The organism is Azospirillum formosense (assembly GCF_040500525.1).
In the GTDB taxonomy this organism is placed as follows: Bacteria; Pseudomonadota; Alphaproteobacteria; order Azospirillales; family Azospirillaceae; genus Azospirillum; species Azospirillum formosense_A.
Genome location: NZ_CP159402.1, coordinates 1683117 through 1708870, shown reverse-complemented (window position 1 = coordinate 1708870; position 25754 = coordinate 1683117). Strand labels below are relative to the sequence as shown.

Here is a 25754-nt window from a genome sequence, read left to right as displayed (position 1 = left end):
TCATTTTTTGCTAGGCCCTTGGGCGTGAATCGCATAGACGTACGCGCGTTCAAGACCCCGTAACCGGAGCCGTACCGATGTCGATCCAGCGCTTCCATTCCGGACCGCGCATGAGCCAGATGGTCATCCACAAGGACACGGTCTATCTGGCCGGCCAGGTGGCCAACGATCCGACTCCGGACGTGGAGACGCAGACCCGCCAGATCCTGGGCCAGATCGACGCCCTGCTGGCCGAGGGCGGCTCCGACAAGAGCAAGCTGCTGTCCGCCACCATCTATCTGACGGACATGGCTGGCTTCGGCGCGATGAACAAGGCTTGGGAAGCCTGGGTCGACACGGCCAACCCGCCCGCCCGCGCCACCGTGGAAGCGAAGCTCGCCGCGCCGGAGTATCTCGTTGAAATTCAGGTGACCGCGGCCAAATAAGCTGCGTGACGGGGCGACCCGGCTCCCTCGGTTGGGGTTTGCCGGCGTGGCCCACCAGACTGTGAGGGCCGCGTGCTTCGAAAAAATCCGGAAGGCTTGACCTTCCGGATTTACAGAACGTTAATCACGCCTTAACAGATCATCCGTAAAACCCCGACCAACCTCTGCCGCCGGAGCGGACGACCGTCGTTGCGCTTCGATAGCTGCGTTACAGTAATGGATTCGCAACATGCCGCGCCAAACGCCTCTTTCTGACATCCGGAACATCGGCATCATCGCCCACGTCGATGCCGGCAAGACGACGACCACCGAGCGCATCCTCTACTACACCGGTCGTAAGCACACGATCATCGACGTGCACGAGACGAAGGACCTGAAGTCCTCGACCACGACCGACTACATGGAGCAGGAGCAGAAGCGCGGCATCACGATTCAGTCGGCTGCCGTCTCGGCCTTCTGGCGCAACAAGAAGATCAACGTCATCGACACCCCGGGCCACGTGGACTTCACCATCGAGGTGAACCGCTCGCTCCGCGTGCTCGACGGCGCGGTCGTCGTGTTCGACGGCGTGGCCGGCGTTGAGCCGCAGTCCGAGACCAACTGGCGCCTCGCGGACAACTACAACGTTCCGCGCATCTGCTACGTCAACAAGATGGATCGTTCGGGTGCGAACTTCCAGCGTTGCGTCGGCATGATCAAGAGCCGCCTGAACGCCCGCCCGGTCTGCATCCAGGTTCCGCTGGGTTCGGAAGACAACTTCCGCGGCATGGTCGACCTGATCGAGATGAAGGCGTATGTCTGGTTCTCGGACGACAAGGACGCCAAGTGGGAAGTCTGGGAGATCACCGACGATCTCGCCAGCAAGCTCAACCTGACCGTCAAGGAAGACCTCGACAACATCGCCAGCATCCCGGCCCTGCGCGCCGAGCTGGTCGACACCGCGCTCGAGATGGACGACGCGGCGATGGAAGCCTACCTGGAGTCGGGCGAGGAGCCGTCGGCCGAGGTGCTGCGCGCCTGCCTGCGCAAGGGCACCATCACCAGCACCTTCACCCCGGTCCTCTGCGGCTCGTCGTACAAGAACAAGGGCGTCTGCCAGGTTCTGGACGCGGTCGTCGACCTGCTGCCGGCCCCGACCGACGTCGAGGCCATCAAGACGGTGGACGAGGACGGCAACCCGAACGGCGAGCGTCTCAGCTCCGACGATGCGCCCTTCGCCGCGCTGGCCTTCAAGGTGATCAACGACACCTACGGCTCGCTGACCTTCGTCCGCGTCTATTCGGGCGTGCTGACCAAGGGCATGTCGGTCCTGAACACCACCCGCGGCAAGCGCGAGAAGATCGGCCGCATGGTCGAGATGTTCGCCGCCCAGGCCAACCCGATCGAGGAAGCCCGCGCCGGCGACATCATCGCGCTCGTCTCCCTGCAGGAGACGGACACCGGTGACACGCTCTGCGACGCCTCGGCGCCGGTGATCCTGGAGCGCATGCGCTTCCCCGACCCCGTCATCAGCGTGTCGGTCGAGCCGAAGACCAAGGGCGAGCAGGAGAAGTTCTCCATCGCGCTGGGCAAGATGGTTCGCGCGGACCCGTCGCTGCGTCTGGAGACCGATCGTGAAACCGGCCAGACCATCCTGCGCGGCATGGGCGAGCTGCACCTGGAAGTGACGCTGGACCGTCTGCGCACGGAGTTCGGCGTGGAAGGCAACATGGGCAAGCCCCAGGTCGCCTACCGCGAGACGATCACCAAGCCGGTCGAGTACACCTACACCCACAAGAAGCAGACCGGCGGTTCGGGCCAGTTCGCCGAAGTCAAGATCGTCTTCGAGCCGCTGGAGCGTGGCGAGGGCTTCGTGTTCAAGGACGAGACGGTCGGTGGCACGGTGCCGCGCGAATACGTCCCGTCGGTCGCGAAGGGCCTGGAAATGCAGAAGGAAGAGGGCGTGCTCGCCTCCTATCCGACTGTGGACTTCCGCGCCCGCCTGGTGGACGGCAAGTACCACGACGTCGACTCGAACGCCCTGACGTTCGAAATCGCCGCCAAGGCCTGCTTCCGTGAGGCCCTCAAGCAGGCCGGTCCGATCCTGCTCGAGCCGGTCATGAAGGTCGAGGTCGTCACCCCGGACGATTACCTGGGCGACGTCATCGGCGACGTGAACCGCCGTCGCGGCACGGTGCTGGGCCAGCTCGAGCGTGGCACCAACATCGCGGTCGAGGCCCACGTGCCGCTGAACGAGATGTTCGGCTACATCGGCCAGCTCCGCGGCATGACCTCGGGTCGCGCGTCCTACTCGATGGAGTTCAGCCACTACGAGCCGGTGCCGCGCAACGTCACCGACGAGATCGTGGCGGGCCGCAGCAACAAGGCCGCCTGATAACGGGCTGACGCTGTCAGGGGAAGGGGCCGGCGAAGCGATTCGCCGGCCCTTTTTCTTTGTCCGGCGGGAACTTTGCCGGGACCACCCCGGCGGGATGGGGGATTCTTCTTGCGGCGATACCACTTTCGGATCAGTGTTGCTGGCAAGTGACGCATCCCAGTTTTTGGGAATGACCCAGCGAATCTTCTTGCCCGTGGCCTTCCTGGCCCTTCTGCTCCTCGGCGCTTCCGGCCCCGGTTCGCGGGCCTGGGCAGGGCAGGAGGATGCGCGACTCGGTGGCTTGTTCCAGGATCTGCAGACCGCCGGCGACGCGGTCGCGGCGGAGGCGGTCGAGGACCGCATCTGGGACGTCTGGCTGGAGCATCCCAACGACGATCTCATCGTGCTGATGCATCATGGCGTGCAGAGCCTGAACGCCGACCGCTACGGCGACGCGCTGGCCGCCTTCGATCAGGTGGTCGCCGCCGATCCGGCCTACGCCGAGGGTTGGAACAAGCGGGCCAACGCCGAATACATGCTGGGCGATTACGACGCCGCGGTGCGCGACATCCGCCGGGTGCTGGCGCTGGAGCCGCGGCATTTCGGGGCGCTGGCCGGACTGGGCCTCGTCTACCTCGCCATCGACCAGCCGGCGGGCGCCCTGCGCGCCTTCGACGCGGCGCTGGCGATCAACCCGCACCTCGACCGCGTCCGCCAGCAGGCCGCCAACATCCGTCTGCGCATGGCCGGATCGGCCCTGTAGGCGGCGCGCAGTTATATTCCCTCCCTGAAAAACTTTTAATCCGCCTGCAAGCCCCCCGTGACTCGGTGCCCGCTACTTTGTGGGCAACGAACAACGCATGCCAGTCACGGAGAGCAACCGATGTCCACCCCCGCCAACGCCGAACGCGCCCCGCGGTCGAGCCGGGTGCGGCGTACCATCGCCGCCGTCCTCCTCGGCACCACGGTGCTGACCGGTCCGTTCCTGATCGCCAACCACGCCACCGCCGCGTCCACCGCGTCCGCCGAAAGCGTCCTTGCGCAGAACGCGCCGGGCAGCTTCGCCGATCTCGCCGCCAAGGTGTCGCCCGCCGTGGTGAACGTGTCGACCACCCAGCAGGCCAAGGCCGAGCGCGGCAACCCGCGCATGCCGGGCTTCCCGCCGGGATCGCCCTTCGAGGAGTTCTTCCGCCAGTTCCAGGACCAGTTCGGCCAGAACGGCGGACCGGGCGGCGGCTCGGACGACGAGTCCGAGGGCCAGCCGCGCGGCAAGGTCGGCTCGCTCGGCTCCGGCTTCATCATCGACGCGGCCGGCTATGTGGTGACCAACAACCACGTCATCGACGGCGCCGACGAGATCAAGGTCACGCTCCAGGACGGGACGGAGTTGCCCGCCACGCTGGTCGGGCGCGACGCCAAGACCGACATCGCGCTGCTGAAGGTGAAGTCCGACAAGGCGCTGCCCGCTCTGGACTGGGGCGACAGCGACGCCGCCCGCGTCGGCGACTGGGTGATGGCCGTCGGCAACCCCTTCGGGCTGGGCGGAACGGTGACCAAGGGCATCATCTCGGCCCGCGGCCGCGACATCCACAGCGGCCCCTACGACGACTATCTCCAGCTTGACGCCGCCATCAACCGCGGCAATTCGGGCGGCCCGACCTTCACCCTGGACGGCCGGGTGATCGGCATCAACACCGCGATCTACTCGCCCAACGGCGGCTCGGTCGGCATCGGCTTCGCCATCCCGTCCAACATCGCCAAGCAGGTCGTCGCCCAGTTGAAGGAGAACGGCCACGTCGAGCGCGGCTGGCTGGGCGTGAAGATCCAGGAGATCTCGCCGGAGATCGCCGAGTCGGTCGGCCTGTCCCAGACCAAGGGCGCCCTGGTCGCCGAGGTGACCCCGGACAGCCCCGCCGCCAAGGCCGGCGTGCGCCAGGGCGACGTGATCCTGGCCTATGGCGGCAAGCCGGTGAACACGCTGCGCGACCTGACCCGCCGGGTGGCCGACACCAAGGCCGGCGACACGGTGGACATGACCGTGGTCCGCAAGGGCAAGGAGACGACCCTGACCGCCCACATCGCGCCGCTGCCCGCCGAGCAGCGCATGGCCGCCGCGGAGGGGGCCGGCCCCGCCGCCGAGAGCGCGGTGGAGACCGTCAAGGGGCTGAAGCTGGCCCCGCTGGACGGTGCGGCCCGCAGCCGTCTCGGCCTGGGCGAGGGCGTCAAGGGCGTGATCGTCACCGCGGTGTCGCCGCAGGCCGGTGATCTGCCCGTCCGTCCGGGCGACGTGATCGTCAAGGTCGGCGACCACGCCGTGACCTCCCCCGCGGAGGTGACCAAGAGCCTGCACGAGGCCGAGAAGGATGGCCGCAAGGCGGTCCTGCTGCTCGTCAACCGCGGCGGCAACGAGAGCTTCGTCCCGCTGAAGCTCGGCAAAGCGTGACGCCGGAACACACCGGCGATCCTCTGTCCCTCAGATGATCGGGGGCCGGTGTGATGGGGTGGAGGATGTCCGTGGTGCGCGCCCCCGCCGCGCGGATGTCCTCCACCTTCCTGTCGTTTGGCCCTTTCCCCTCCCCGGAGGGGCGAGGGCATTCACCTTTGGACTCGCGGAAGGATGCGGTAGACTCATGCTCATGAAAGTCCTCGTCATCGAAGACGACCAGCAAGCCGCCTCCTATCTGGCCAAGGGGCTGAAGGAGGCCGGGCATGTCGTGGACGCCGCCAACGACGGCAAGGAGGGGCTGTTCCTGGCCGGCTCCGAGCATTACGACGTCATGATCGTGGACCGCATGCTGCCGGGCCGCGACGGGCTGTCGCTGGTCGAGATCCTGCGCGCCACCGGCAACGACACGCCGGTGCTGTTCCTCTCCGCGCTCGGAAGCGTCGACGACCGGGTGAAGGGGCTCAAGGCCGGCGGCGACGACTACCTGACCAAGCCCTTCGCCTTCTCCGAGCTGCTTGCCCGGATCGAGGTGCTGGTGCGCCGCCGCAGCGCCGCCCAGCCGCAGACCCGTCTGGTGGTCGCCGACCTGGAGCTGGACCTGCTGTCGCGCACCGTCCGGCGGGCCGGCAAGTCCATCGACCTGCTGCCGCGGGAATTCGCCCTGCTGGAGTATCTGATGCGCAACGCCGGCAGCGTGGTGACGCGCACCATGATGCTGGAGAATGTGTGGGACTATCACTTCGATCCGCAGACCAACGTCATCGACGTGCACATCGCCCGCCTGCGCCAGAAGATCGACAAGGATTTCCCGACGCCGCTGATCCACACGGTGCGCGGCGCCGGCTACAGCCTGCGGGCGCCGCAATGACGGCGCCGCGATGATGGTGCCGCAATGATGGCGGCGGCCGCAGTGGCGGGCCGGGGCGCGTGAAGGCCGCCATTCCCACCCTGCGCCTTCTGCGCACGACGCCGTTCCGGCTGGCCCTGCTGTATCTGGGCCTGTTCATCATTTCGGTCGGGGTGATCCTGGGGGTCGTCTACCGCTCCACCGCGGGCTTCCTGGAGGAGGAGATCGGCGCCACCATCGCGCTGGAGGTCGCCGGGCTTCAGGACCAGTACCGCAGCGCCGGCCTGCGCGGGCTGGTCGACTCCGTGCGCGAGCGCAGCGGCTATTCGCACACCAACTCCATCTATCTGCTGACCACGCCCGGCGGCGTCATTCTGGCCGGCAACCTGTCGGGCTGGCCCGACGCCACGGCGGGACCGGGCGGCTGGACCCATTTCAAGATTTCCGACTATGGCGGTGTGAACAACCGGCCTTCCACCGCGATGGCGGTCAGCTTCATCCTGCCCGGCCAGTTCCGGCTGCTGGTGGGCCGCGACATGAGCGAGCTGGACCAGCTCCGCGGGCGCATGGTCGTGTCGCTGCGCTGGGTCTTCCTGGTGACGGTGGTGCTGGGGCTGGGCGGCGGGCTGCTGCTGGCGCGCGGCGCCATGCACCGGATCGAGGCGATCAACCGCACCACCCACCGCATCATGGCCGGCGACCTGTCGGGCCGCGTCCCGCGCGGCGGCGGCGGCGACGAGATCGACCGGCTGGCCGGCAACCTGAACGCCATGCTGGACCAGATCGAGCGTCTGATGACCGGCATGCGGCAGGTGACCGAGAGCGTGGCCCACGATCTGCGCACGCCGCTGTCGCGCCTGCGCGCCCGCGTCGAACTGGCGCTGATCCGCGAGACCGACGACCCGGAGGTCTACCGCGCCGTGCTGCAGGACACCATCCTGGAAGCCGACCGGCTGCTCGCCACCTTCACCGCGCTGCTGTCCATCGCCGAGGCCGAATCCGGCGCCAACCGCAAGGCGCTGGAACCGGTGCGGCTGGCCGACGTGGTCCGGCTGGCCGCGGACCTCTACGAGCCGGTGGCGGAGGAGAAGGGCCTGTCCCTGGTCACCGACATCCGGGCGGAGCCGACCGTGCGCGGCAACGAGCAGCTGCTGGCCCAGGCGGTGTCGAACCTGCTCGACAACGCCATCAAGTACACGCCGGAGGGCGGGCGCATCGCCCTGCTGCTGGAGGGCGCCGGGCCGGGCCAGTCCGCCCGCGTCACCGTGGCCGACAACGGCCCCGGCATCCCGCCGGAGATGCGGGAGAAGGTGCTGGAGCGCTTCGTCCGGCTGGACGCCGCGCGGGCCTCGCCGGGGAACGGGCTGGGCCTCAGCCTCGTGGAGGCGGTGGCGCGGCTGCACGACGCGTCGCTGCGGCTGGAGGACAACGAGCCGGGCCTGAAGGTCGGCATCGTCTTCCCGCCGGACGCCGGTTGAGAATCCCCGCAAGAAAAGAGCCCGCCGTTTCCGGCGGGCTTCTGAGGTGACATCAGCGAGAATGACTCCTTGGCGTCAGACATGATATGGGGCGCCAACCGTCCGCGCGCATTCGGATAAGTGTATTAGCACGAAGGTGCTAGCCGGCTGACGGTGCAACACTTTCCTGCGGGCGGCGTTTGTCCATCGGACCGGCATGCCGGTGGCAACACGGCGGGAAGAGACGATGGACGCAACCAGACAGGCCCCCATGCAGGTCGGGGAGCCGGCAACCGCCGGGCGGAACACCGCGACCGAACTGAAGCTGTTCACCTGGAAGATGCTGATCGCCGCCGGCGTGCTGGGGACGCTGTTCCTGGCCTGGCAGGTGGCGGACGCGCTGCTGCTGGTCTTCGCCGGCGTGCTTCTGGCGATCCTGTTCCAGCGCGTCGCCGGCTTGGTGCGCCGCTTCACCGGGCTGCCGCAGGGCTGGGCGCTCGGCGTCGTTCTGCTGCTTCTGGCGGTGCTGCTGATCGGCGGCGGCGTGCTGATGGGCCAGTCGGTGGTGAGCCAGTTCGACCAGCTCTCCCAACAGATTTCCGGCGCGGTCCAGCAGCTTCCCGGCTCCCTGCGCGACCAGATCGCGCAGCAGGGGCAGAACGCCTCCTCCTGGCTGAGCCGGTTGCAGACGGTCGCCTCCAGCGTGATGTTCTTCCTGGGCGATCTGGTGGTGGTGATGTTCACGGCCATCTATCTCGCGGCATCGCCCGGCGTCTATCAGCGCGGCGTCATCCTGCTGGTGCCGCCGCGCGGCCATGAGCGGGCGCGGGAGGTGCTCGACGTCATGGGGGATTCGCTGTGGAAGTGGCTGATCGGGCAACTTTCGGCCATGGCCATCGTCGGCGTTCTGACCACCGCGGGCCTGTTTCTGCTGGGCATCCCGAGCGCCCCCGCGCTGGGCCTGCTGGCGGCCCTCCTGGAGTTCGTGCCGCTGATCGGTCCCTTCCTGGCGGCGGTCCCGGCGATCCTCATCGGCTTCGCCCAATCGCCGCAGGACGCGCTTTGGGTGGCTCTGCTCTACCTGGCGATCCAGCAGGTCGAGGGGAACGTCGTCATGCCGCTGATGCAGAAGAAGGTGGTGGACCTGCCCCCGGTCATCACCATCGCGGCCATCGCGGCGGGGGGCGTGCTGTTCGGGCTGATGGGCATGTTTCTGGCCACGCCCTTCGCGGTGGTGATGCTGGTGCTCGTCAACATGCTCTACATCGAGGACAAGCTCGGGGAGGGGCGGCACTTCCCCAGCGAAGACAAGGCTTAAAGCGGATTGCAATCCACTTTGGACCGCGACGGCGGACCCGGCCGCACATGCGGCCGAAGCCCGCCTCTCGCGGGAACATCGTTCCCGCTGGCGGCAGGCGGATGCCATCGGCATCCGCTGAGAGCCGGCAAATGGGGCCGTGTGCATCGAAAGCGAATGAAAATTCGCTGTGTGGGGCCCGGTCTTAGGCGATTTCCGCCCCGGCCTTGCTGGCGTCGGCGGCGGAGCGCAGGGGAAGCTCCTTCAGGAACAGGGTCAGCGCGAAGGACACCACCGCCAGCCCGGCGGCCAGCAGGAACAGCGTGGAGAAGCCGTGCTCGAACACCGACTGGGCGGTGGAGCGGGCGGCGGGGGCCAGATTGGACAGGGCGGACGGGCCGCGCTCCATCACCTCGCGCCCGCTGATGCCCGGCAGCCCGGCGGCGTTCAGCCGGGCCTCGACGTCGGCGGCGAAGACCGCGCCGAACACCGCCACCCCGATCGACCCGCCGAGCGAGCGGAAGAAGCCGACCGACGCCGTGGCCGCACCCAGGTCGCGGCGGTCCACCGCGTTCTGCACGGCCACCGTCATCACCGGCATGACCAGCCCCAGCCCGATGCCCAGCGGCACCAGGATCAGCGTGGACCACAGCCCGCTCTCCGACACCGTCGGCGACAGGCCGAGCGCCAGATACATCACCGCCGCCAGCGCCAGCCCGGCCAGCGGGAAGACCTTGTAGCGGCCCGACTTGGAGATCAGCCGCCCGCCGCCGCCGGCGCCCAGCACCATGCCCAGCACCATCGGCAGCAGCAGGAAGCCCGACGTCGTGGCGCTGGTCCCGGCGACGAGCTGCGAGCGCAGCGGCAGATAGACGATGCCGGCGAACAGCACCATGGCCGACACCGCGACCACCGGGTTGGCGACCGCCACCACCGGCTCGCGGAACAGATGCAGCGGCAGGATCGGCTCCTCGACCCGCCGCTCGTGCCACAGGAAGACCGCGAGCATGGCGAGGCCCAGGACGCACAGGCCGAGGATCGTCGGGGAGGTCCAGGGCAGGGCGACGCCGGCCCGCGACACCACGAACAGCAGGGAGGTCACCGTGCCCATCAGCAGCGCCGCCCCCAGATAGTCGATGGTCGGCTTCGCCCGGCCCGCCGGCAGACGGTCGAGCGCCCGGCTGGTCATCAGCAGCGCCGCCGCCCCCAGCGGCAGGTTGATGAGGAAGATCCAGTGCCAGCTCAGCCGTTCCGTGAAAATCCCGCCCAGCAGAGGCCCGGCCACGCTGGACAGGGCGAAGATGCCGCCGATGTAGCCCTGGTAGCGTCCGCGCTCGCGCGGGGCCACCACATCGCCGATGATGGTGAAGGCCAGCGCCATCAGGCCGCCGCCGCCCAGACCCTGGATGCCGCGGAACAGGATCAGCTGCGCCATGCTCTGGGCCAGCGCGCACAGCACCGACCCGACCAGGAACAGGAAGATCGCCACCTGCAGCACCCGCTTGCGCCCGTAGAGGTCGCTCAGCTTGCCGTAGATCGGGGTGGTCGAGGTCGAGGCCAGCAGGTAGGCGGTGACCACCCAGGGCAGGTTCTCCAGGCTTCCCAGGTCGTGGGCCATGGTCGGCAGGGCCGTCGCGACGATGGTCTGGTCCATCGCCGCCATCAGCATGGCGAGCGCCACCCCGCTGAACACCCGCATGATCTCGCGGTGGGTGAAGACGGCGTGGTCGTTGGAGGCGTCGGTCATGGTCTCGGTTCAGGCCGGAATGAGCGGTGGGGCGTACCATAGCCCCCAGGACGCGCCGTGCAAGGACTCCGCCGTGAATGGCTGCTAATCTCCCTTTCCACAGTCCGGAATAGTCGCGGTAACCCTTGATGCTGAGCGTCCGCAACCTGTCCACCGCCGTGCTCAAGCCCGCCACCTTCCGGTTGGAAGCCGGGGAGTGCGTCGCCGTTCAGGGGAAGTCCGGATCGGGGAAGTCCGTGCTCCTGCGCGCCCTGGCCGACCTCGACCCGTCGACCGGCGAGGTGCTGCTGAACGGCGATCGTCGGGAGGACATGCCCGCTCCGCTCTGGCGCCGACGGGTGACCTACGTCGCCGCCGAGTCGGGTTGGTGGGAGGATCGGGTGGGCGCCCATTTCGCGCAGCCGGACCGCGCCGCCGCGCTCGCCGCGGCGCTGGGCCTGCCGGGGGAGGTGATGGGCTGGCCGGTCGCCCGCCTGTCCACGGGGGAGCGGCAGCGGCTGGCGCTGGTCCGCGCGCTGGTCCAGGCGCCGGAGGTGCTTCTGCTCGACGAGCCGACCGGCCCGCTGGACGCCGAGGCGACGGAGCGGGTGGAGGCGTTGCTGCGCGCCGAACTGGCCCGCGGGGCCGGGGTGCTGATCGTCACCCACGCGCCGCAGCAGGCCGTTCGCCTGGCCCGGCGGCATCTGCATGTGGCGGACGGTGTGGTGACGGAGGGCTAGGGCGATGCTGGTGACCCTGCATTACACCGATCTCGCCGTGGCCGGGCTGCTTCTGCTGGTCAACGGCGGCCTGTCCATGGCGCTGGAGCTGGGGCTGGCGCGGCCGCTGCTGGTGGCGGCGCTGCGGATGGTCGTGCAGCTGTCGCTGGTCGGGCTGGTGCTGACCCGGCTGTTCGCCCTGGAGTCGCCCTGGCTGACCCTGGGGGCGGCGCTGGTCATGCTGCTGTTCGCCGGCCAGGAGACGATGGCCCGGCAGGAGCGGCGGCTGGCCGGCTGGTGGTCCTACGGCATCGGCACCGGGGCGATGGGAGCGGCGGCGGCGATCGTCCTGCTGCTCGGCCTGACCACCGCGGTGCGGCCCGACCCCTGGTGGGACGCCCGCTACGCCATCCCGATGCTGGGCATGGTGCTGGGCAACGCGATGAGCGGGGTGGGGCTGGCGCTCCACACGCTGACCGCGACGGCGGCGCGGGAGCGGGCCGCGATCGAGGCGCAGCTCGCGCTCGGCCGCACCCGCTGGACGGCGTTGCGGCCCATCCTGCGCCACGCGCTGCGCACCGCGCTGATGCCGACGATCAACAGCATGGCGGCCATGGGGGTGGTGGCCCTGCCCGGCATGATGACCGGCCAGATCCTGTCCGGCGTCGATCCGGCGGAGGCGGTGAAGTACCAGATCCTGATCATGTTCCTGATCTCCGGCGCGACCGGGCTGGGCGTGCTGGCGGCGTCGCTGGCCACGGTGCGGCGGCTCAGCGACCGGCGGCACCGGCTGCGGCTCGACCGGCTGGTGCGGCGCAGGCAGGCCTAAGGAACCCGGGCGGGCGGGGCGCCGTTGAACACCGATTGGATTTCACCAACGGCGGCGGGGGAACGGTCATGGCGCACATCGTGGAAATCCGGAACGGCGCGATCGTCGGCAACGACGAGCCGACCGACGAGTATCTCCCCGTCGGAACCCACATCGCCCAGGCCGACGGTTTCTATGTGAGCTTCGGCATGGATGTGGAGGGCCCCTACGCCCGCACCGAGGCCGAGGAGCGGCTGAACCACCTGAAGCGCGCCACCCAGGCCGATCTGGGGCGTCCGTAAAGGCAGCGTTTTGCCCCCTCCCTGGCCCTCCTCCGCTGACGCAGGGGAGGGTCGGGGTGGGGGCAAGGTTCACCGCTGAAGCGACTTTTCATTCGCTTCAGACTCATAGGGCCTCATGTGCCGGCTCTCAGCGGATGCCGATGGCATCCGCCTGCCGCCAGCGGGAACGATGTTCCCGCGAGAGGCGGGCTTCGGCCGCATGCGCGGCCGGGACCGCCGTCGCGGTCCGGAGCGGAAGGCATTCCGCTTTAGGTTGGCTCCGTCTCCACGTCGCGGTGCTCCAGGCTGGCGCGCACAGTGCGGCGCAGGTCGTCGGGCTGGATGGGCTTGTGCAGCAGGGCGCATTGGGCGCCGGCGGCTTCGCGCAGCCGGTCGGACGAGGTGTCGCCGGTCAGCAGCACCCCCGGCAGGTCGGGGCCGAAGCGGCGGCGCAGCGTGTCCATCAGCATCAGCCCGGTGTCGCCGTCCGGCAGGCGGTAGTCGGTCAGCACGAGGTCGGGCGCCAGCGCGCCGTCCACCAGCTCCAGCGCTTCCGCCACCGAGCCGGCCTCGGTCACGCGGTACCCCCAGCCGTCCAGCATCAGGGCCAGAGCCATGCGGATCACCGCGTCGTCCTCGACCAGCAGGACGGAGGCGTCGCCGTCCGCCTCGCCGCTTCCCGAGGCGGTGTCGTCCGGCGAATCGCCGCAGTGCCGCTGGTCGAGAACCGCCGCCTGCGGCAGGGTGACGGAGAAGCAGGAGCCCTTGCCCGGCGCCGAGGTCACCTCGATGGTGCCGCCCAGCATGTGGATGAGGCGCCGCGCGATGCTGAGCCCCATGCCCAACCCTTCCCGCCGGTCGCGGGCGGCGTTGCCGATCTGGTAGAAGTCCTGGAAGATGCGGTCCAACTGGTTCTCCGGAATGCCGATCCCGGTGTCCCACACCTCGAACCGCAGGGCGCCGCCGCGCCGCCGCGCGCCGAACAGCACGCGGCCCTGCTTCGTGTAGCGGATGGCGTTGGTCAGCAGGTTGCGCAGCACGCGCTCCAGCAGGCCGCCGTCGGTGCAGGCGCCCAGCCGCACCGGCACGGTGCGCAGCGTCAGGCCGGATGATGCGGCGACCGCCCGGAACTCGTTGTGCAGCCGCTCCATGATCGTCCCGACCTCGACCGGGGCGCTGTGGGGGGTGACGAGACCGGCTTCCAGCTTGGAGATGTCCAGCAGGCAATCGAGCAGCCCGCCGAGCGAGGCCACCGTGTCGCGCAGCTGCGTGGCGATGCGCCGCGCGTCCTCCGGGATCGGCTCCTTCAGCAGCAGCCCGGACAGCAGGGTCAGGGCCTGTGCCGGCTGGCGCAGGTCGTGGCTGGCCGCCGCCATGAAGCGCTCCTTGGCGTCCAGCGCCACATTGAGGTCGCGCTCCATCGACTTGATGGCGGAAATGTCGGTGACGCTCGACACCACCGCCTCGGGCCGTCCGTCGGCGCCCGGAACGGGGTGGCTGGAGATGCGCAGCCAGCGGGTCGGGGCTGCCGCCTCGTCGCCCTCGGCGATGCCGACGATCTGCTCGACGACCGGCTTTCCGCTGCCCACCGCCTTGGCGGTGGGCGGCAGGCCGGTCAGGCGGGCGCCGTCGGCGCCGATGAAGCGCCGCCGCGCCGCGCGGCCCGCGCGGTCGCCCGGCTTGCGGCTTTCGAGGGGGCGGGCCAGGGGATCGAGCAGCACGGCCGCCGGCCCGGTCATCAGCCGCTCCGCCATGGCGTTGGCGACCATCACCGTGCCGTCCACCGACCGCATCACCAGCCCTTCGGACAGCGACTGGACCAGCGTGCGGTGCCGCCGCTCGCTCTCCGCCAGCGCCTGTTCCGCGGCACGGCGGGCGGTCACGTCGCGGAAGGCGACCACCGCACCGGTGATCGCGCCGTTCTGGCGGATCGGGGACACGGTCAGCTCCGCCACGAAGTCGTCGGCGCCCTGGCGGCGCAGGCGTCCGTCGGTCACCTGCCGGACCAGCCCATCGGCCAGCGACAGCGTCAGGGCGCGCCGGCCTTCCTCCTCCGCGTCGCCGCCGATCAGCGCGGCGAAGGAGCGGCCGACCAGCTCGCTGGCGCCGAAACCGGTCATCGACTGGGCCGCCGCGTTCACGAAGGTGATGGCGCCGCGCGCGTCCAGGCCGCAGATTCCGTCGGCCACCGCCTGAAGGATGTGGTGATAGGCGGCGCGGGTGCGCTCCGCCTCGTCGCGGGCGTCCTGCAGCTCGCCGACCCAGGCGTTGCGCTCCGTCACGTCGGTGATGGTCAGCAGGACGTCGCCCTTGTCGACGCCGTCCGGCCCAGCCTCCAGCTCGACGACCCGGGCGTCGGTCAACCCGTCGATGGCGCTGTGGGCGCCGACGAAGGCGTATTCCTGCCGCGTCCATTGGCCGGAATCGCGCAGCCGGGCCAGCGCCGTGAACAGCCGTCCATGGTCCAGCGATTCCACCATCAGCGTCAGCGGACGGCCCTTCAGCCGGCGGAGCGGCAGGCCGAACTGCCGCTCCGCGGCGACGTTGGCCTCGCAGATGATGCCCGCCGCGTTGACGGTGAAGCAGGCCAGCGGCACCGACTGGAAAAGCTGCAGATACTGGATGCGCGAGGCCTCCAGCGCCTGCTGGGCGCTGCGCAGCTCCTCGTTCTGGATCTCCAGCTCAGCCTGATGAACGTACAGCTCGTGCAGGACTTCCTTGAGCGTGGTCGCCGAGACCTCCGCTCCTTCGAAGCCGCCTGAGTTGAGGGCCTGTTCCGCGCGCTTGCGAAGCCGTTCGTTGCGGAAGCCGTTCACGCCGCGCCCCCGGACGCCGAATCCTTCGCCCGGTCCTTCACGCCCTGGCCCGCTTGTGTGCGCTGGCTGCTGTGCCGTCCGCTCGCGCGCAGTTCCATCATCTTGCGGTTGGTGATGTCGATGTGGCTGACCACCGCTCCCCCTGACAATCCGGCCAGACGGCAGGCGTGCATCATGAACCAGCGCTCCTCCTTGTCGGAATGACAAGGGTATTCGATGGTGAACTGCTCGATGTCGCCGGACAGGATCCGGCGCAGCCCGTCGTTCACGGCACGGGCGATGTCCTCGCCGTCGGTTCCTTCCTCGGCGTTGCAGACATCAAGATAATTGGTTCCCGGCCCGCAGCGTTCCAGAGCCGGGGCGCCGTTCCTCTCCCCGAAGTTGCGCCACGCGTGGTTGACCATGGTGATGGCGCCATCGGAATCGATGACGGCCACATGCTCCGGCAGGCTGTCCAGCACCGTCTGGAGCCGGTGCTCGGCGGCCTTGGCGGCGGTGACGTCCACGAAGGTGACGACCACCCCGGCCACCTGGTTCTTCTCGGTCAGGTAGGGGAGGATCCGCGTCTGGATCCAGCGGTCGCCGCGCACCGGGACGTGGCGTTCCACCGGGTCGTGGTCGCGGAAGACCCGTTCGATGTCCTTGAGGAAATCCGGGTAGTCGATGTTGGTGGAGAGGTGCGAGATCGACCGCCCGACGTCGCGCGGGATGATGTTGATGAAGCGGGCCGCCGCCGGGGTGAAGCGCCGGATCACCATGCCGCTGTCCAGGAACACCGTGCCGATCTCGGTCGAGCGCAGCAGGTTGTCCAGGTCGTTGGTGACCTCCGTCAGCTCCTCCACCTTCGCCTGATACTCGGCGTTGACCGAATACAGCTCCTCGTTGACGGACTGCAGCTCCTCGTTGGTGCTCTGCAACTCCTCGTTCGAGGCGAGAAGTTCCTCGTTGGTCGCCTGGAGTTCCTCGTTGGCGGTCTCCAGCTCCTCGATGGTGGCTTGGAGATTCTCGCCGCGGGAGACCAGCTCCTGCTCCAGCCCGCGGATGCGCTCCGCGGTGTCGGTGTCGAAGTCGAAGTCGCTGTCCGGCAGGGCCAGCGCCGGCGCGCTGGGGTCGAGCACGATCAGCGCGAAGCGCCGGCCGGTCTTGCGGGCGACGAAGGGCTTCACGCGCAGGCTGACGGCGGGAAGCCCCTCGCGGTCCTTCACCGGGATGTTCGACAGGGCGAATTCCTCACCGGAGCGGAAGGCCCGCGTCAGCGCGGTTCCCACCACCATCGAGACCGAGGAGGGCAGCAGCTTCAGCGCGTTCAGCGTGGCCTCGCCCGGCGGCACCTTCAGGATCGCCGACGCCTCGCCGAACACATGCATGATGTTCATCTGCTCGTTGACCAGCAGGCTGGGCGGCACATAGGCCCGCATCAGGGTCGAGATCGCCTCGTCGATGGCGGCCCCTTCCTCCTGCGCCTGCGACATGGTCTCGTCGCCGTGGCGGTGCACCGGGGCGGCGACGGTGGGGACGAGCAGCCGCGACAGCCGGTGAATTCCGGTGCGCAGGCTCTGGAACAGCTTGTTCCGGCTGTCCAGCACGTGGAACTCCGCCGACAGGTCGCCCAGCGTCTCGCTGGTGCCCAGGAACAGGAAGCCGCTCTGCCGCAGCGCGTACTGGAACAGGCTCAGCACCTTCCGCTGAAGCGGCGAGTCCATGTAGATCAGCAGGTTCCGGCAGCTCACCAGATCGATCTTGGTGAAGGGCGGATCGCGCATGATGTTGTGGGCGGCGAAGACCACCATTCGGCGGATGTCGCGCGACACCAGATAATGGTCGCCGCGCGCGATGAAGTAGCGGGTCAGCCGCTCCTGCGACACGTCCTCGGCGATGGAGCGCGGGTATTCGCCCAGGCTGGCGATCTCGATGCTGTCCTGGTCGATGTCGGTGGCGAAGATCTTGACGTCGAAGGACCGGCCCATCCGCTCCTGCGCCTCGGCGAACAGGATGGCGATGGAATAGGCCTCCTCGCCGGTGGCGCAGCCGCAGACCCACACGCGCACCATGTCGGTGGGGCTGCGCTTGGCCAGCAGGGTGGGGATCACCTTGTCGGCGAGCGAGGCGAACGCGGCCTCGTCGCGGAAGAAGCGCGTGACGCCGATCAGCATTTCCTTGTAGAGGCTGACCGTCTCGGCGCTGTTGCGGCGGAGCAGGGCGGCGTAGTCGCTCATCGAGTCGAGACCGGCGGTGTGCATCCGCCGCTCGATGCGGCGCAGCAGGGTCGCCAGCTTGTAATGCGAGAAATCCACGCCGGTGACCGAGCGGATCGCCGCCACGATCTGCGCCAGCGGGTCGTTGTCGCGGTCCTGCGGCTTGGCCGGAACGGGCAGGTTGCGGGACAGCACCCGGCCGGCGTGCTCGATCAGGCAGGCCGGCAGCTTGTCCGCGGTTTTCACGACGTCCACCTGTCCGGTGGCGATGGCGCTGCGCGGCATGCCGTCGAACTGCGCCGATTCAGGGTCCTGCGCCGCGGCGAAGCCGCCCGCGGACTTGATCGCCAGCAGGCCGCGCGTGCCGTCCGACCCGGTGCCGGACAGCACCACGCCGAGCGCCCGCGGCCCCTGGTCCTTCGCCAGGGCGGTGAAGAAGATGTCGATGGGCAGGCTCATGCCCCCGGCGGCGTCCTTGGCGGTCAGGATCAGCCGCCCGTCCTCGATGGACAGGTGCTTGGCGGGGGGCAGCAGATAGACGGTGTTGCGCTCCACCGTCATGCCGTCGGCGGCCTGCACCACCGACATGGCGGTGTGCTTGGCCAGCAGATCGACCATCAGGCTCTTGTGGACCGGCGACAGATGCTGGACCACCACATAGGCGAGGTCGCTTTCCCCCGGCACGTTGTCGAAGAAGCGCTGGAGCGCTTCCAGGCCGCCGGCCGAGGCGCCGATGCCGACGATGCAGCAGACCCGGTCCCGTCCTTCCGGATAGGGACCATAGACGGAGACCGTTTCCTCACCCTCGTCGGGCGGCGTGGGGGCGTCGGTGATGGGGTGATCGTTGTCTTCTGGTTCCACGGAGCACTTCGGGTCTGCGGGAGTAAAGGACGGTCTATTGAATTATTTGCCGCCTGACCGTGACATTCAAACCCTCCCTCGCGCGGCGCCTTTCCTTTTCCGTACGCGCCGGCGGTTTTGAAACGGCGAAGGGTCTAGCGGCTATATAGGAAGCGCCCAGGCCAGTCAATCCGGACAATCCACCCCTTGAAGGGGCGCGCCGCATCGTCGTTCCGAAGTCCAGGCGTGCCGTGGGCCGCACGCCGTCTTGAACGTTTCGCATATGACCAATGGATCTCCGGCAATGCACTTGCCGGGATTCGAATTCGGCTTTGCGGCATCGGCGGGATGAGACTTTCGAATGTGCCGTGGTTTTCCATATTCGATCCTTTTCAATGTCCTGAGATCAATTGCGTGAATTCATGGCGTCATGGCGCCCCGTTCCTTTTTCCATCGACCGCGCTTGGTGGCGGGGGAGAAAGATAAAAATCGATGGGATTTGCCACCAGCGCACAGCTTACCCAAAACGTATGATGTGATACGGGCACAACACTGTGCAGGATCTGTTGCCCCGTTCGCTTATGTCACTTTACGCGATTGGCACTTTGCGCAATCTTTAATCCGTAGCCACTAATCATGAGAAACGTAGGAAAGGAGTGCGCCAGATGGAGCGCGAGGACGAATGTGCTCTCGACCGATATATCGCGGCGATTCCGCTTAGCCTGAGAGTAGTGGCCAGGGCTGCTTACGAGGAGCTGTCGAACAATCCCTTCCTGCCGGTCTTCTCGAAGGACGAAATTGCGCGGTTGGTTTGTTCACCGGGATTTCAGAGTTACTTGGAAAGTGAGAATCGGACCAGCGCCGGTTCGCTGATGATGCTCTGTTCGGCGGGGCTTGCGACGCGCCATTGACGGCGTCCTTTTTGACGAGGCCCTTTTTGAGGGGGCGCAACCGTCACGACGCAACGCAGCCACTCTTCTGCAGGCCGGCGGTTGTCCCGCCGGCCTGACTTTTATCCGCCGTGATTCACGCCGACGGTTCTACCGTTCGATGCCCAGCGGCGGCATGCGCGCCTCCACCGCGCCGCTGCGGGCCGCCCTGACCAGCGGCGCCAGTTCGGCCAGCGCCGGCCGAAGCCCGGCCAGCACCGCCACGGCCTCCACCAGATCGCCCTTGCCCGAGGCCAGGTCGAGGATTTCCCGGATCAGCGGCTTCGGGCGGGGGTAGCCGGTCACGGTGACCGGATCGTCCGGCGCCAGCTTCGCCGCCTGCTTGGCGAGCGTCAGCGCGGTGGCGACTCCGCCCAGTTCGTCGATCAGGCCGAGGTCCTTGGCCTGGGCGCCAGTCCACACGCGGCCCTTGGCGGCGTTCCGCGCCTGTTCGGGGGTGAGGTGCCGCGCCTCCGCCACCCGGGACAGGAAGGTGGAGTAGCTGCTGTCGATGATGGCGTTCAGCCGCTCCTCCCCGGAAGGGCCGAAGGGGCGGAAGGGCGACCACAGGCCGGCGTTCGGCGCGGTGTCGAGGACGCCCCAATGCACGCCCAGCCGCTCCGACAGGCCGGCGACCGACATCTTGCCGGCGACCACGCCGATGGAGCCGGTCACGGTTGCGGGCGACGCCACGATGCGGTCGGCGGCCAGCGCGATCCAATAGCCGCCGGACGCCGCCGTCCCGCCCATGGTGGCGATCACCGGCTTGCCCGACTGGCGGGCCTTGACCAGGGCGCGGCGGATCGTTTCGGAGGCGGTCACGCTGCCGCCGCCGCTGTCGATGCGGAACAGGATGGCCTTGACGTCGGGATCGTCCACCGCGTCCTCGATGGCCGACACGATCGTCTCCGACCCGGCGGTGACCTCGCCCAGGCCGGGCTTGCCGCTGTCGCCGCCGGTGATGGTGCCGGTGGCGTGGATCAGCGCGATGGTCGGGCCGCTGCGGTTGGGCGGGCCGGCGATGCCCAGATAGTCCGCCGCCTCCATGGTGTCGGCGCCGGGGGCGGCCCCGGCGCGGCGCAGCGCCTCCTCCCGCGCCTCGTCGGCGTAGCCCAGCCGGTCGACCAGCTTGGCGTCCACCGCCTCGCGGTCGATCAGGGGCGCGCGGTCCATCGCCGCCTTGACGGCGGCGGCGGGAAGGCGGCGGCTCACCGCCACCCCGTCGACGATCTGGTTGGTCAGATCGCCGAGCAGCGACTCCATCATCTCGCGGTGGGCGGGGGTGAAGTCGGTCCGCATGACGCTGTCGGCGAGGCTCTTGTACTCCTCGCGCTGGAACACCTGCGGCTGGATGTCCAGCTTGTCCAAGGCACCGCGGGCGAAGGGGATCTGGGCGGACAGGCCGGTCAGGCCGAGCAGGCCCAGCGGCTGCATCCACACCTCGTCGAAGGCGCTGGCCAGCAGGTAGGAGCGGTTGCCCGCCCCGGTGTCGCCGTAGGATTCGGCGAAGGCGATGGCGAAGCGGCCCGACGCGCGGAACCGCTCCACCGCCGCCCTCAGCTCCTGCACCTGGGCATAGCTGGCGCCGTCGCCGCCGAAGCGGGCGAGCACGCCCTTCACCCGCGGGTCGGTGCGCCCACGCTCCAGCGCATCGAGCACCTCCTGGAAAGTCGTCTCATGGCCGAGGAAGCTGCCCAGCCGGTCGACGCTGCCTTCCGCCAGAGGGTCGCGGAGATCCAGCTCCAGCACCACGGTGTCGGGCAGGGAGGGCTCGTGCCGGACCGCCAGGACGACCCCGGTGACCACGGCGGCCACCACGAGGAAGCCAATGAGGGCGAACAGGCGGACAAAGAACCTCAGCATCCGGGGGGCTCCGGTGGTTGCGCGGCGTCGGCGGCCCAGCGTCTGGTGGCCAGCGTTTAGCGGTCCTGCTTGTGGTAATCGCGGTTCGGCATCATGTCCACCGCCGAGGCGACGCGGTTCGACATGTTGTAGAAGCCGGCGGTGTCGGCGATGTCGAAGATCTCCGCGTCGCCGAAGCCGGCGTCACGCAGCGCCTGCCGGTCCGGCTCGCCCATGGTCCAGGGCTCCTTGGTCAGCTTCCACGCGAAATCGAGCATGGCGCGCTGGCGCGGCTCCAGCTTGGCGGCGCGGTAGTTGAAGGCGAGCATCTCGCCCAGTTCCGGATCACCGGACAGCCTGCGCACCGCCTGGCCATGGGCGACGAGACAGTAGTAGCAATGGTTGGCCGACGACACGACCACCGCGATCATCTCGCGCTCCAGCTTGGACAGGCCGCTCTCGCCGACCATCAGCTCGTTGTAGAGCTGGGCGAAGGTGCGCAGTTTCTTCGGGCGCAGGCTGTAGGCGCGCAGCACGTTGGGGACGAAGCCCAGCTTCTCCTCGCACTTGGCGAAGAGCGACGCCATCTCCGGGTCAAGGTCGGGCGTCTCGGGAACGGGCAGGGCCATGATGTGATCGGGCTGCGGCATCGCGGTGGTGTCCTCCGGTGTGTTGGCGTCGTTGCGGCCGGTGCTGTTTTGGCCGACAGGGTAGCCGGGCGGCGGCCCTTCGCAAAGCCCCACCTCCGGTCAGGCGGCATGGCGCCTCGCCGGGGAGATGCAACCCAGCCTTTCGTGCGTTGCCTCTCGCCAAGCGTCGTCACCCGTGCGAAGACTTGACCGGTTGCAACGCAGTGGTTCCAGCGATGAACGATCCGGGCGGCAGGGGCGCGCCCAGGCTTGGCCTCCTCTCGGTTCTGGTGGTCGAGGACAGCGCCTTCATCCGCAACGTGCTGACCGCCACGCTGCGCACCATCGGGGTCGGCGCGGTGCACGCCGAGCCCGGCGGGGCGGAGGCCATCCGCTTCCTCGAGGAGCGTCGCGCCGCCCTGCCGCCCGGCACGACGCCGGTGGACGTGATCCTCTCGGATCTGGTGATGCCGGAGGTGGATGGGCTGATGCTGCTGCGCTGGCTGCGCTGCAGCCCGCGGTCGCCGGACCGTTTCCTGCCCGTGCTGATGCTGTCCGGCGCCGCCGACCGCCATTATGTGGAGCAGGCACGCGACCTGGGCGCCACCGACTTCATCGCCAAGCCTTTTTCCGCGGCCATTATCGCCGGCCGCCTGCTGGCGGCCATCGCCCGGCCGCGGCGCTTCGTGCTCGCCAAGGGCTATTTCGGGCCGGACCGGCGGCGGATGCAGCGGCCGGTGGCGATGGACTGCCGGATGACCGGCCCGCGGGAGGTCCTGGTTGTGCACAGCGCGTCCAAGGCGGTGGGAATCGACCGCTTTCCGGTCGTCCATTTCGATCTGCCCAACCGTCTGGGCGCCAAGATGGGCATCGCGCCGAAGGACCCGGTGCCGACGCTGCCCGACGAGGTCCTGGCGGCGGCGGAGGCGGAAATCCAGAACAGGGCCGGCGATTACGCCACCTGGATCGCCGGGGAGGTGGACGAGCTGGCCCGCCGCGTCGACCGGCTGGGGACGGAGGCCGCCGTGGTTCCGGCGCTGATGGCGCAGATCAACCGCTCCGCCCACGAGATGCGCGGGCAGGGCGGCATCTTCGGCTATCCGCTGATCACCCGCATCGCCAAGTCGCTCTACGAGGCGACGCAGGGCGGCTTTCCCGCCGTCACCGGCAACGAGCGCCTGCTGCTGAAGGCCCATGTGGACGCCATCAAGGCGGTGATGGCCGGGCGGATCAGCGGCGACGGCGGGGCGACCGGCCAGCAGCTCCTCGCCTCGCTGGACCGCGCCAAGAAGAAATACGCCAAGCCGGATGGCGAGGGCGATCCGGCCTGAGCGCCTGTTCTACTTCCAGCGGACGCCGGCCTCGCGGCGGATGTCCTCCATGCGCTCCAGCGCCGGCTTGAAGCCGGTCAGGGAGAAGCGCACCTCGGCCTTGCCGCCCGCCGGGGCGGAGCCGACGGCGGAGACCTCCTTGCCGGGAGTCAGCCGCTCGACCAGCTTGGCGTTGGTCGCCGGGTCGAGCACCGCGCAGGTGTTGGTTTCCCACTCGAAGCGTTCGCACGGGTATTCGGGGCGGAACAGCGCCCGGTCCACCCAGACGCGGACGATCTTGGACAGGTCCATCGTCCGCTCGTCCAGCCGGAAGCGCATGCCCTCCAACCAGCGCTCGCTGGAGCGCAGCCAGACGAGGCGGGACCGCCGGTCGCTGCCGGGGCGTGACAGCAGCTCGCACTCGACGCGGCGCGGCTCGCTCCAGACCTGGCAGTAGAGGCGCCAGTCCTTGAAGGTCTCGGCATGCTCGCGGTAGGCGGGGGGCTGGGTCTGGGGCTGGGTCTGGGCTTGGGTCTGGGCGGCGGCGGGAAGGGCGGCGAGGACCAGAAGCCCGGCGATCACGCCGCCACGCCACGCCCCCGTTCCGCGTTCCGGTCCCCGCATCGGCCTCAGCCCCGCGCGTAGGCGCGGTGGCGCAGCAGATGATCGGCCAGCACGCAGGCCATCATCGCCTCGCCGACCGGGACGGCGCGGATGCCCACGCAGGGGTCGTGGCGGCCCTTGGTCAGGATGTCGGTGTCCTTGCCCTGCAGATCGACCGTCTGGCGCGGGGTGAGGATGGAACTGGTCGGCTTCACCGCGAATCGCACCACGATGTCCTGCCCGGTGGAGATGCCGCCGAGGATGCCGCCGGCCTGGTTGGACCGGAATTCCGGCTCGCCGTCGGGTCCGGCGCGCATCTCGTCGGCGTTCTGCTCGCCGGTGAGGGTGGCGGCCTCGAAGCCGTTGCCGATCTCCACGCCCTTGACGGCGTTGATCGTCATCATGGCGCGGGCGAGATCGCCGTCCAGCTTGTCGTAGAGCGGGTCGCCGAGCCCGGCGGGCAGGCCGGAGGCCACGACCTCCACCACGGCACCGATGGAGGAGCCGCTCTTGCGGATGCCGTCCAGATAGTCGGCCCAGTCGGCGGCGGCCTGCGGGTCGGGGCAGAAGAAGGGGTTGTTGTCGACCTCCGCCCAGTCCCAGCGGCTGCGGTCCACCTTGTGCGGGCCGATCTGCACCAGCGCGCCGCGGACGGTCACGCCGTCGCCCAGCACCTTGCGCGCCACGGCACCCGCCGCCACCCGGCAGGCCGTCTCGCGCGCCGAGGAGCGCCCGCCGCCGCGGTAATCACGGATGCCGTATTTTTTCCAGTAGGTGTAGTCGGCGTGGCCGGGCCGGAACTTGGCGGCGATCTCGCTGTAGTCCTTGGAGCGCTGGTCGGTGTTCTCGATCAGCAGCGACAGCGGCGTTCCGGTGGTCTGGCCTTCGAAGACGCCGGACAGGATCTTGACCTGATCCGGCTCCTGGCGCTGGGTGGTGTAGCGCGACTGGCCGGGGCGGCGCTTGTCGAGCCAGGGCTGGATGTCCGCCTCGGTCAGGGAGAGCAGCGACGGGCAGCCGTCCACCACCACGCCGATCGCCGGCCCATGGCTCTCGCCCCAGGTGGTGAAACGGAAAAGCGTTCCGAAGCTGTTGCCGGCCATGGCGAGGACTCCCGATGCGACACGATCTGTCCGCACGACGTGCGGTGGAGCGCGTTTCTTGCGGCGTTTCCGCCAGCGCGTCAAGCATGAGGGTCGAAAATCGGTGATGTCAGCGAAGGATGACGGGCGTGCCGGCGGGCGCCCTGGACGAAGCCGAAGGCGCCCGCCAAGCCGTCACTCGGACTTGCCGGTGCCGCCCAGCGATCCCAGGAGCTGCGACACCTCGGCCGCGGCGTCCACCGCGACCATGCCGACGGTGTGGTAGCCGGAGTCGACGTGCATGACCTCGCCGGTCACGCCGGTGCCGAGGTCGCTCAGCAGGAACAGGCCGGCGCCGCCGACCTCGCCGATGGTGACGTTGCGCTTCAGCGGGGCGTTCAGCTCGTTCCACTTCAGGATGTAGCGGAAATCACCGATGCCGCTGGCGGCCAGCGTCTTGATCGGACCGGCGGAGATGGCATTGACGCGGATGTTCCGACCGCCCAAATCGACGGCCAGGTAACGCACGCTCGCCTCCAGCGCGGCCTTGGCGACACCCATCACGTTGTAGTGGGGCATCACGCGCTCGGCGCCGTAGTAGGAGAGGGTGAGGAGGCTGCCGCCGTCCTTCATCAGCGGAACGGCGCGCTGCGCCACCGCGGTGAAGGAGTAGCAGGAGATGTCCATGGTGCGCAGGAAGTTGGCCCGCGTCGTGTCGAGATAGAGGCCGTCCAGCTCGTTCTTGTCGGAAAAAGCGATCGCATGAACCAGGAAGTCCAGCTTGCCCCATTCCTTCTCGATGGCGGCGAAGGTCGCGTCGACGCTGGCCTCGTCGGTGACGTCGCAGGGCAGCAGCAGCGGGGCCTTCACCTGCTCGGCCAGCGGCTTCACGCGCTTCAGCAGCGCGTCGCCCTGGTAGGTGAAGGCCAGCTCGGCGCCGTGCTGCGCCAGCGTGGAGGCAATTCCCCAGGCGATCGACCGATCGTTCGCCACGCCCATGATCAGGCCGCGCTTGCCGTCCATGAGCGGCTTCGGGTTGGACATCCGTACCTCGTGCATCCAGAGTATGCTTTGAAAAGTGGGCCGCATCCTACACGAAAGGCCGGCCCGGTCAAACCAAGGCGGGAGGCATCCTGTGGCTGAAAC

20 protein-coding genes are annotated in these 25754 nt (G+C 68.9%); 12 read left to right on the top strand and 8 right to left on the bottom strand.

All coding sequences use genetic code 11. The annotated features are described in order from the left end of the window. Positions 1-77: 77 nt before the first annotated feature. From ABVN73_RS08160 to ABVN73_RS08130, 7 genes are all read left to right on the top strand, one after another. Positions 78-425 (top strand): RidA family protein, encoded by a 348-nt coding sequence (locus ABVN73_RS08160; protein ID WP_137138927.1) that lies wholly within the window; start codon positions 78-80, stop codon positions 423-425. A gap of 229 nt (positions 426-654) precedes the next feature. Continuing rightward, on the top strand, positions 655-2799 hold the full coding sequence (gene fusA, locus ABVN73_RS08155) for an elongation factor G (protein WP_353857576.1): 2145 nt from the start codon (positions 655-657) through the stop codon (positions 2797-2799). A 283-nt stretch (positions 2800-3082) separates the two neighbouring features. Then, positions 3083-3544: a tetratricopeptide repeat protein gene (locus ABVN73_RS08150; RefSeq protein ID WP_353857575.1), complete on the top strand. Its 462-nt coding sequence runs from the start codon at positions 3083-3085 to the stop codon at positions 3542-3544. Between the two features lie 120 nt (positions 3545-3664). After that, positions 3665-5224, top strand: coding sequence for a DegQ family serine endoprotease (locus tag ABVN73_RS08145; protein WP_353857574.1), 1560 nt, complete (start codon positions 3665-3667; stop codon positions 5222-5224). A 193-nt stretch (positions 5225-5417) separates the two neighbouring features. Continuing rightward, complete coding sequence (locus ABVN73_RS08140) at positions 5418-6095, top strand: winged helix-turn-helix domain-containing protein (protein WP_353859471.1); 678 nt, start codon at positions 5418-5420, stop codon at positions 6093-6095. A 59-nt stretch (positions 6096-6154) separates the two neighbouring features. Next, positions 6155-7552 (top strand): HAMP domain-containing sensor histidine kinase, encoded by a 1398-nt coding sequence (locus ABVN73_RS08135; RefSeq protein ID WP_353857573.1) that lies wholly within the window; start codon positions 6155-6157, stop codon positions 7550-7552. A 226-nt stretch (positions 7553-7778) separates the two neighbouring features. After that, positions 7779-8849 (top strand): AI-2E family transporter, encoded by a 1071-nt coding sequence (locus tag ABVN73_RS08130; protein ID WP_353857572.1) that lies wholly within the window; start codon positions 7779-7781, stop codon positions 8847-8849. 184 nt (positions 8850-9033) lie between these two features. On the opposite strand, the gene ABVN73_RS08125 is transcribed toward ABVN73_RS08130, so the two are convergent. After that, a complete protein-coding gene (locus ABVN73_RS08125) occupies positions 9034-10575 on the bottom strand; it encodes an MDR family MFS transporter (RefSeq protein WP_353857571.1) in 1542 nt (513 codons plus the stop codon). 128 nt (positions 10576-10703) lie between these two features. On the opposite strand from ABVN73_RS08125, the gene ABVN73_RS08120 reads away from it, so the two are divergent. The 3 genes from ABVN73_RS08120 to ABVN73_RS08110 all read left to right on the top strand — a co-directional run bounded on the left by ABVN73_RS08120 (position 10704) and on the right by ABVN73_RS08110 (position 12383). Further along, the gene (locus ABVN73_RS08120) at positions 10704-11294 is read left to right on the top strand and encodes an ABC transporter ATP-binding protein (RefSeq protein WP_353857570.1); all 591 of its coding nucleotides are present in this window, start codon (positions 10704-10706) and stop codon (positions 11292-11294) included. A gap of 4 nt (positions 11295-11298) precedes the next feature. Then, entirely contained in the window at positions 11299-12102 is an 804-nt protein-coding gene (gene fetB, locus ABVN73_RS08115; RefSeq protein WP_353857569.1) for an iron export ABC transporter permease subunit FetB, read from the top strand. 68 nt (positions 12103-12170) lie between these two features. Further along, positions 12171-12383 carry a hypothetical protein gene (locus tag ABVN73_RS08110; RefSeq protein ID WP_353857568.1) on the top strand — a complete coding sequence of 71 codons (213 nt, stop codon included), beginning with the start codon at positions 12171-12173 and terminating at the stop codon, positions 12381-12383. 248 nt (positions 12384-12631) lie between these two features. Here ABVN73_RS08110 and ABVN73_RS08105 read toward each other — a convergent pair whose 3' ends face one another. Both ABVN73_RS08105 and ABVN73_RS08100 read right to left on the bottom strand, forming a co-directional pair. Next, positions 12632-15178 (bottom strand): PAS domain S-box protein, encoded by a 2547-nt coding sequence (locus tag ABVN73_RS08105; protein ID WP_353857567.1) that lies wholly within the window; start codon positions 15176-15178, stop codon positions 12632-12634. Further along, on the bottom strand, positions 15175-18234 hold the full coding sequence (locus ABVN73_RS08100) for a chemotaxis protein CheB (RefSeq protein ID WP_353857566.1): 3060 nt from the start codon (positions 18232-18234) through the stop codon (positions 15175-15177). The genes ABVN73_RS08105 and ABVN73_RS08100 overlap by 4 nt, the downstream gene beginning before the upstream one ends. Positions 18235-18878: 644 nt before the next feature. Between ABVN73_RS08100 and ABVN73_RS08095 the strand changes: the two genes are divergently transcribed. Beyond that, on the top strand, positions 18879-19124 hold the full coding sequence (locus ABVN73_RS08095; RefSeq protein WP_149163289.1) for a hypothetical protein: 246 nt from the start codon (positions 18879-18881) through the stop codon (positions 19122-19124). Positions 19125-19253: 129 nt separating this feature from the next. On the opposite strand, the gene sppA is transcribed toward ABVN73_RS08095, so the two are convergent. Further along, the gene (gene sppA / locus ABVN73_RS08090) at positions 19254-21005 is read right to left on the bottom strand and encodes a signal peptide peptidase SppA (RefSeq protein ID WP_353857565.1); all 1752 of its coding nucleotides are present in this window, start codon (positions 21003-21005) and stop codon (positions 19254-19256) included. A gap of 56 nt (positions 21006-21061) precedes the next feature. Continuing rightward, the gene (locus ABVN73_RS08085; protein WP_353857564.1) at positions 21062-21634 is read right to left on the bottom strand and encodes a peroxidase-related enzyme; all 573 of its coding nucleotides are present in this window, start codon (positions 21632-21634) and stop codon (positions 21062-21064) included. Positions 21635-21849: 215 nt separating this feature from the next. Here ABVN73_RS08085 and ABVN73_RS08080 point away from each other — a divergent pair, with 215 nt between their 5' ends. Next, positions 21850-22944, top strand: a complete 1095-nt coding sequence (locus ABVN73_RS08080) for a response regulator (protein WP_353857563.1) — start codon at positions 21850-21852, stop codon at positions 22942-22944. Between the two features lie 9 nt (positions 22945-22953). On the opposite strand, the gene ABVN73_RS08075 is transcribed toward ABVN73_RS08080, so the two are convergent. The 3 genes from ABVN73_RS08075 to fabI form a co-directional block, all read right to left on the bottom strand. Then, positions 22954-23547 (bottom strand): hypothetical protein, encoded by a 594-nt coding sequence (locus ABVN73_RS08075; protein ID WP_353857562.1) that lies wholly within the window; start codon positions 23545-23547, stop codon positions 22954-22956. A gap of 5 nt (positions 23548-23552) precedes the next feature. Then, positions 23553-24629 (bottom strand): chorismate synthase, encoded by a 1077-nt coding sequence (gene aroC / locus ABVN73_RS08070; protein ID WP_353857561.1) that lies wholly within the window; start codon positions 24627-24629, stop codon positions 23553-23555. A 174-nt stretch (positions 24630-24803) separates the two neighbouring features. Further along, positions 24804-25652, bottom strand: a complete 849-nt coding sequence (gene fabI, locus ABVN73_RS08065; protein ID WP_353859470.1) for an enoyl-ACP reductase FabI — start codon at positions 25650-25652, stop codon at positions 24804-24806. Positions 25653-25754 lie beyond the last annotated feature (102 nt).

Bases quoted from the DNA above. Each gene is read 5' to 3' on its own strand.
- ABVN73_RS08160 (WP_137138927.1), top strand. From the start codon at position 78: ATGTCGATCCAGCGCTTCCATTCCGGACCGCGCATGAGCCAGATGGTC.
- fusA (WP_353857576.1), top strand. From the start codon at position 655: ATGCCGCGCCAAACGCCTCTTTCTGACATCCGGAACATCGGCATCATC.
- ABVN73_RS08145 (WP_353857574.1), top strand. From the start codon at position 3,665: ATGTCCACCCCCGCCAACGCCGAACGCGCCCCGCGGTCGAGCCGGGTG.
- ABVN73_RS08140 (WP_353859471.1), top strand. From the start codon at position 5,418: ATGAAAGTCCTCGTCATCGAAGACGACCAGCAAGCCGCCTCCTATCTG.
- ABVN73_RS08130 (WP_353857572.1), top strand. From the start codon at position 7,779: ATGGACGCAACCAGACAGGCCCCCATGCAGGTCGGGGAGCCGGCAACC.
- ABVN73_RS08125 (WP_353857571.1), bottom strand. From the start codon at position 10,575: ATGACCGACGCCTCCAACGACCACGCCGTCTTCACCCACCGCGAGATC.
- ABVN73_RS08120 (WP_353857570.1), top strand. From the start codon at position 10,704: ATGCTGAGCGTCCGCAACCTGTCCACCGCCGTGCTCAAGCCCGCCACC.
- fetB (WP_353857569.1), top strand. From the start codon at position 11,299: ATGCTGGTGACCCTGCATTACACCGATCTCGCCGTGGCCGGGCTGCTT.
- ABVN73_RS08110 (WP_353857568.1), top strand. From the start codon at position 12,171: ATGGCGCACATCGTGGAAATCCGGAACGGCGCGATCGTCGGCAACGAC.
- ABVN73_RS08095 (WP_149163289.1), top strand. From the start codon at position 18,879: ATGGAGCGCGAGGACGAATGTGCTCTCGACCGATATATCGCGGCGATT.
- sppA (WP_353857565.1), bottom strand. From the start codon at position 21,005: ATGCTGAGGTTCTTTGTCCGCCTGTTCGCCCTCATTGGCTTCCTCGTG.
- ABVN73_RS08085 (WP_353857564.1), bottom strand. From the start codon at position 21,634: ATGCCGCAGCCCGATCACATCATGGCCCTGCCCGTTCCCGAGACGCCC.
- ABVN73_RS08080 (WP_353857563.1), top strand. From the start codon at position 21,850: ATGAACGATCCGGGCGGCAGGGGCGCGCCCAGGCTTGGCCTCCTCTCG.
- ABVN73_RS08075 (WP_353857562.1), bottom strand. From the start codon at position 23,547: ATGCGGGGACCGGAACGCGGAACGGGGGCGTGGCGTGGCGGCGTGATC.
- aroC (WP_353857561.1), bottom strand. From the start codon at position 24,629: ATGGCCGGCAACAGCTTCGGAACGCTTTTCCGTTTCACCACCTGGGGC.
- fabI (WP_353859470.1), bottom strand. From the start codon at position 25,652: ATGTCCAACCCGAAGCCGCTCATGGACGGCAAGCGCGGCCTGATCATG.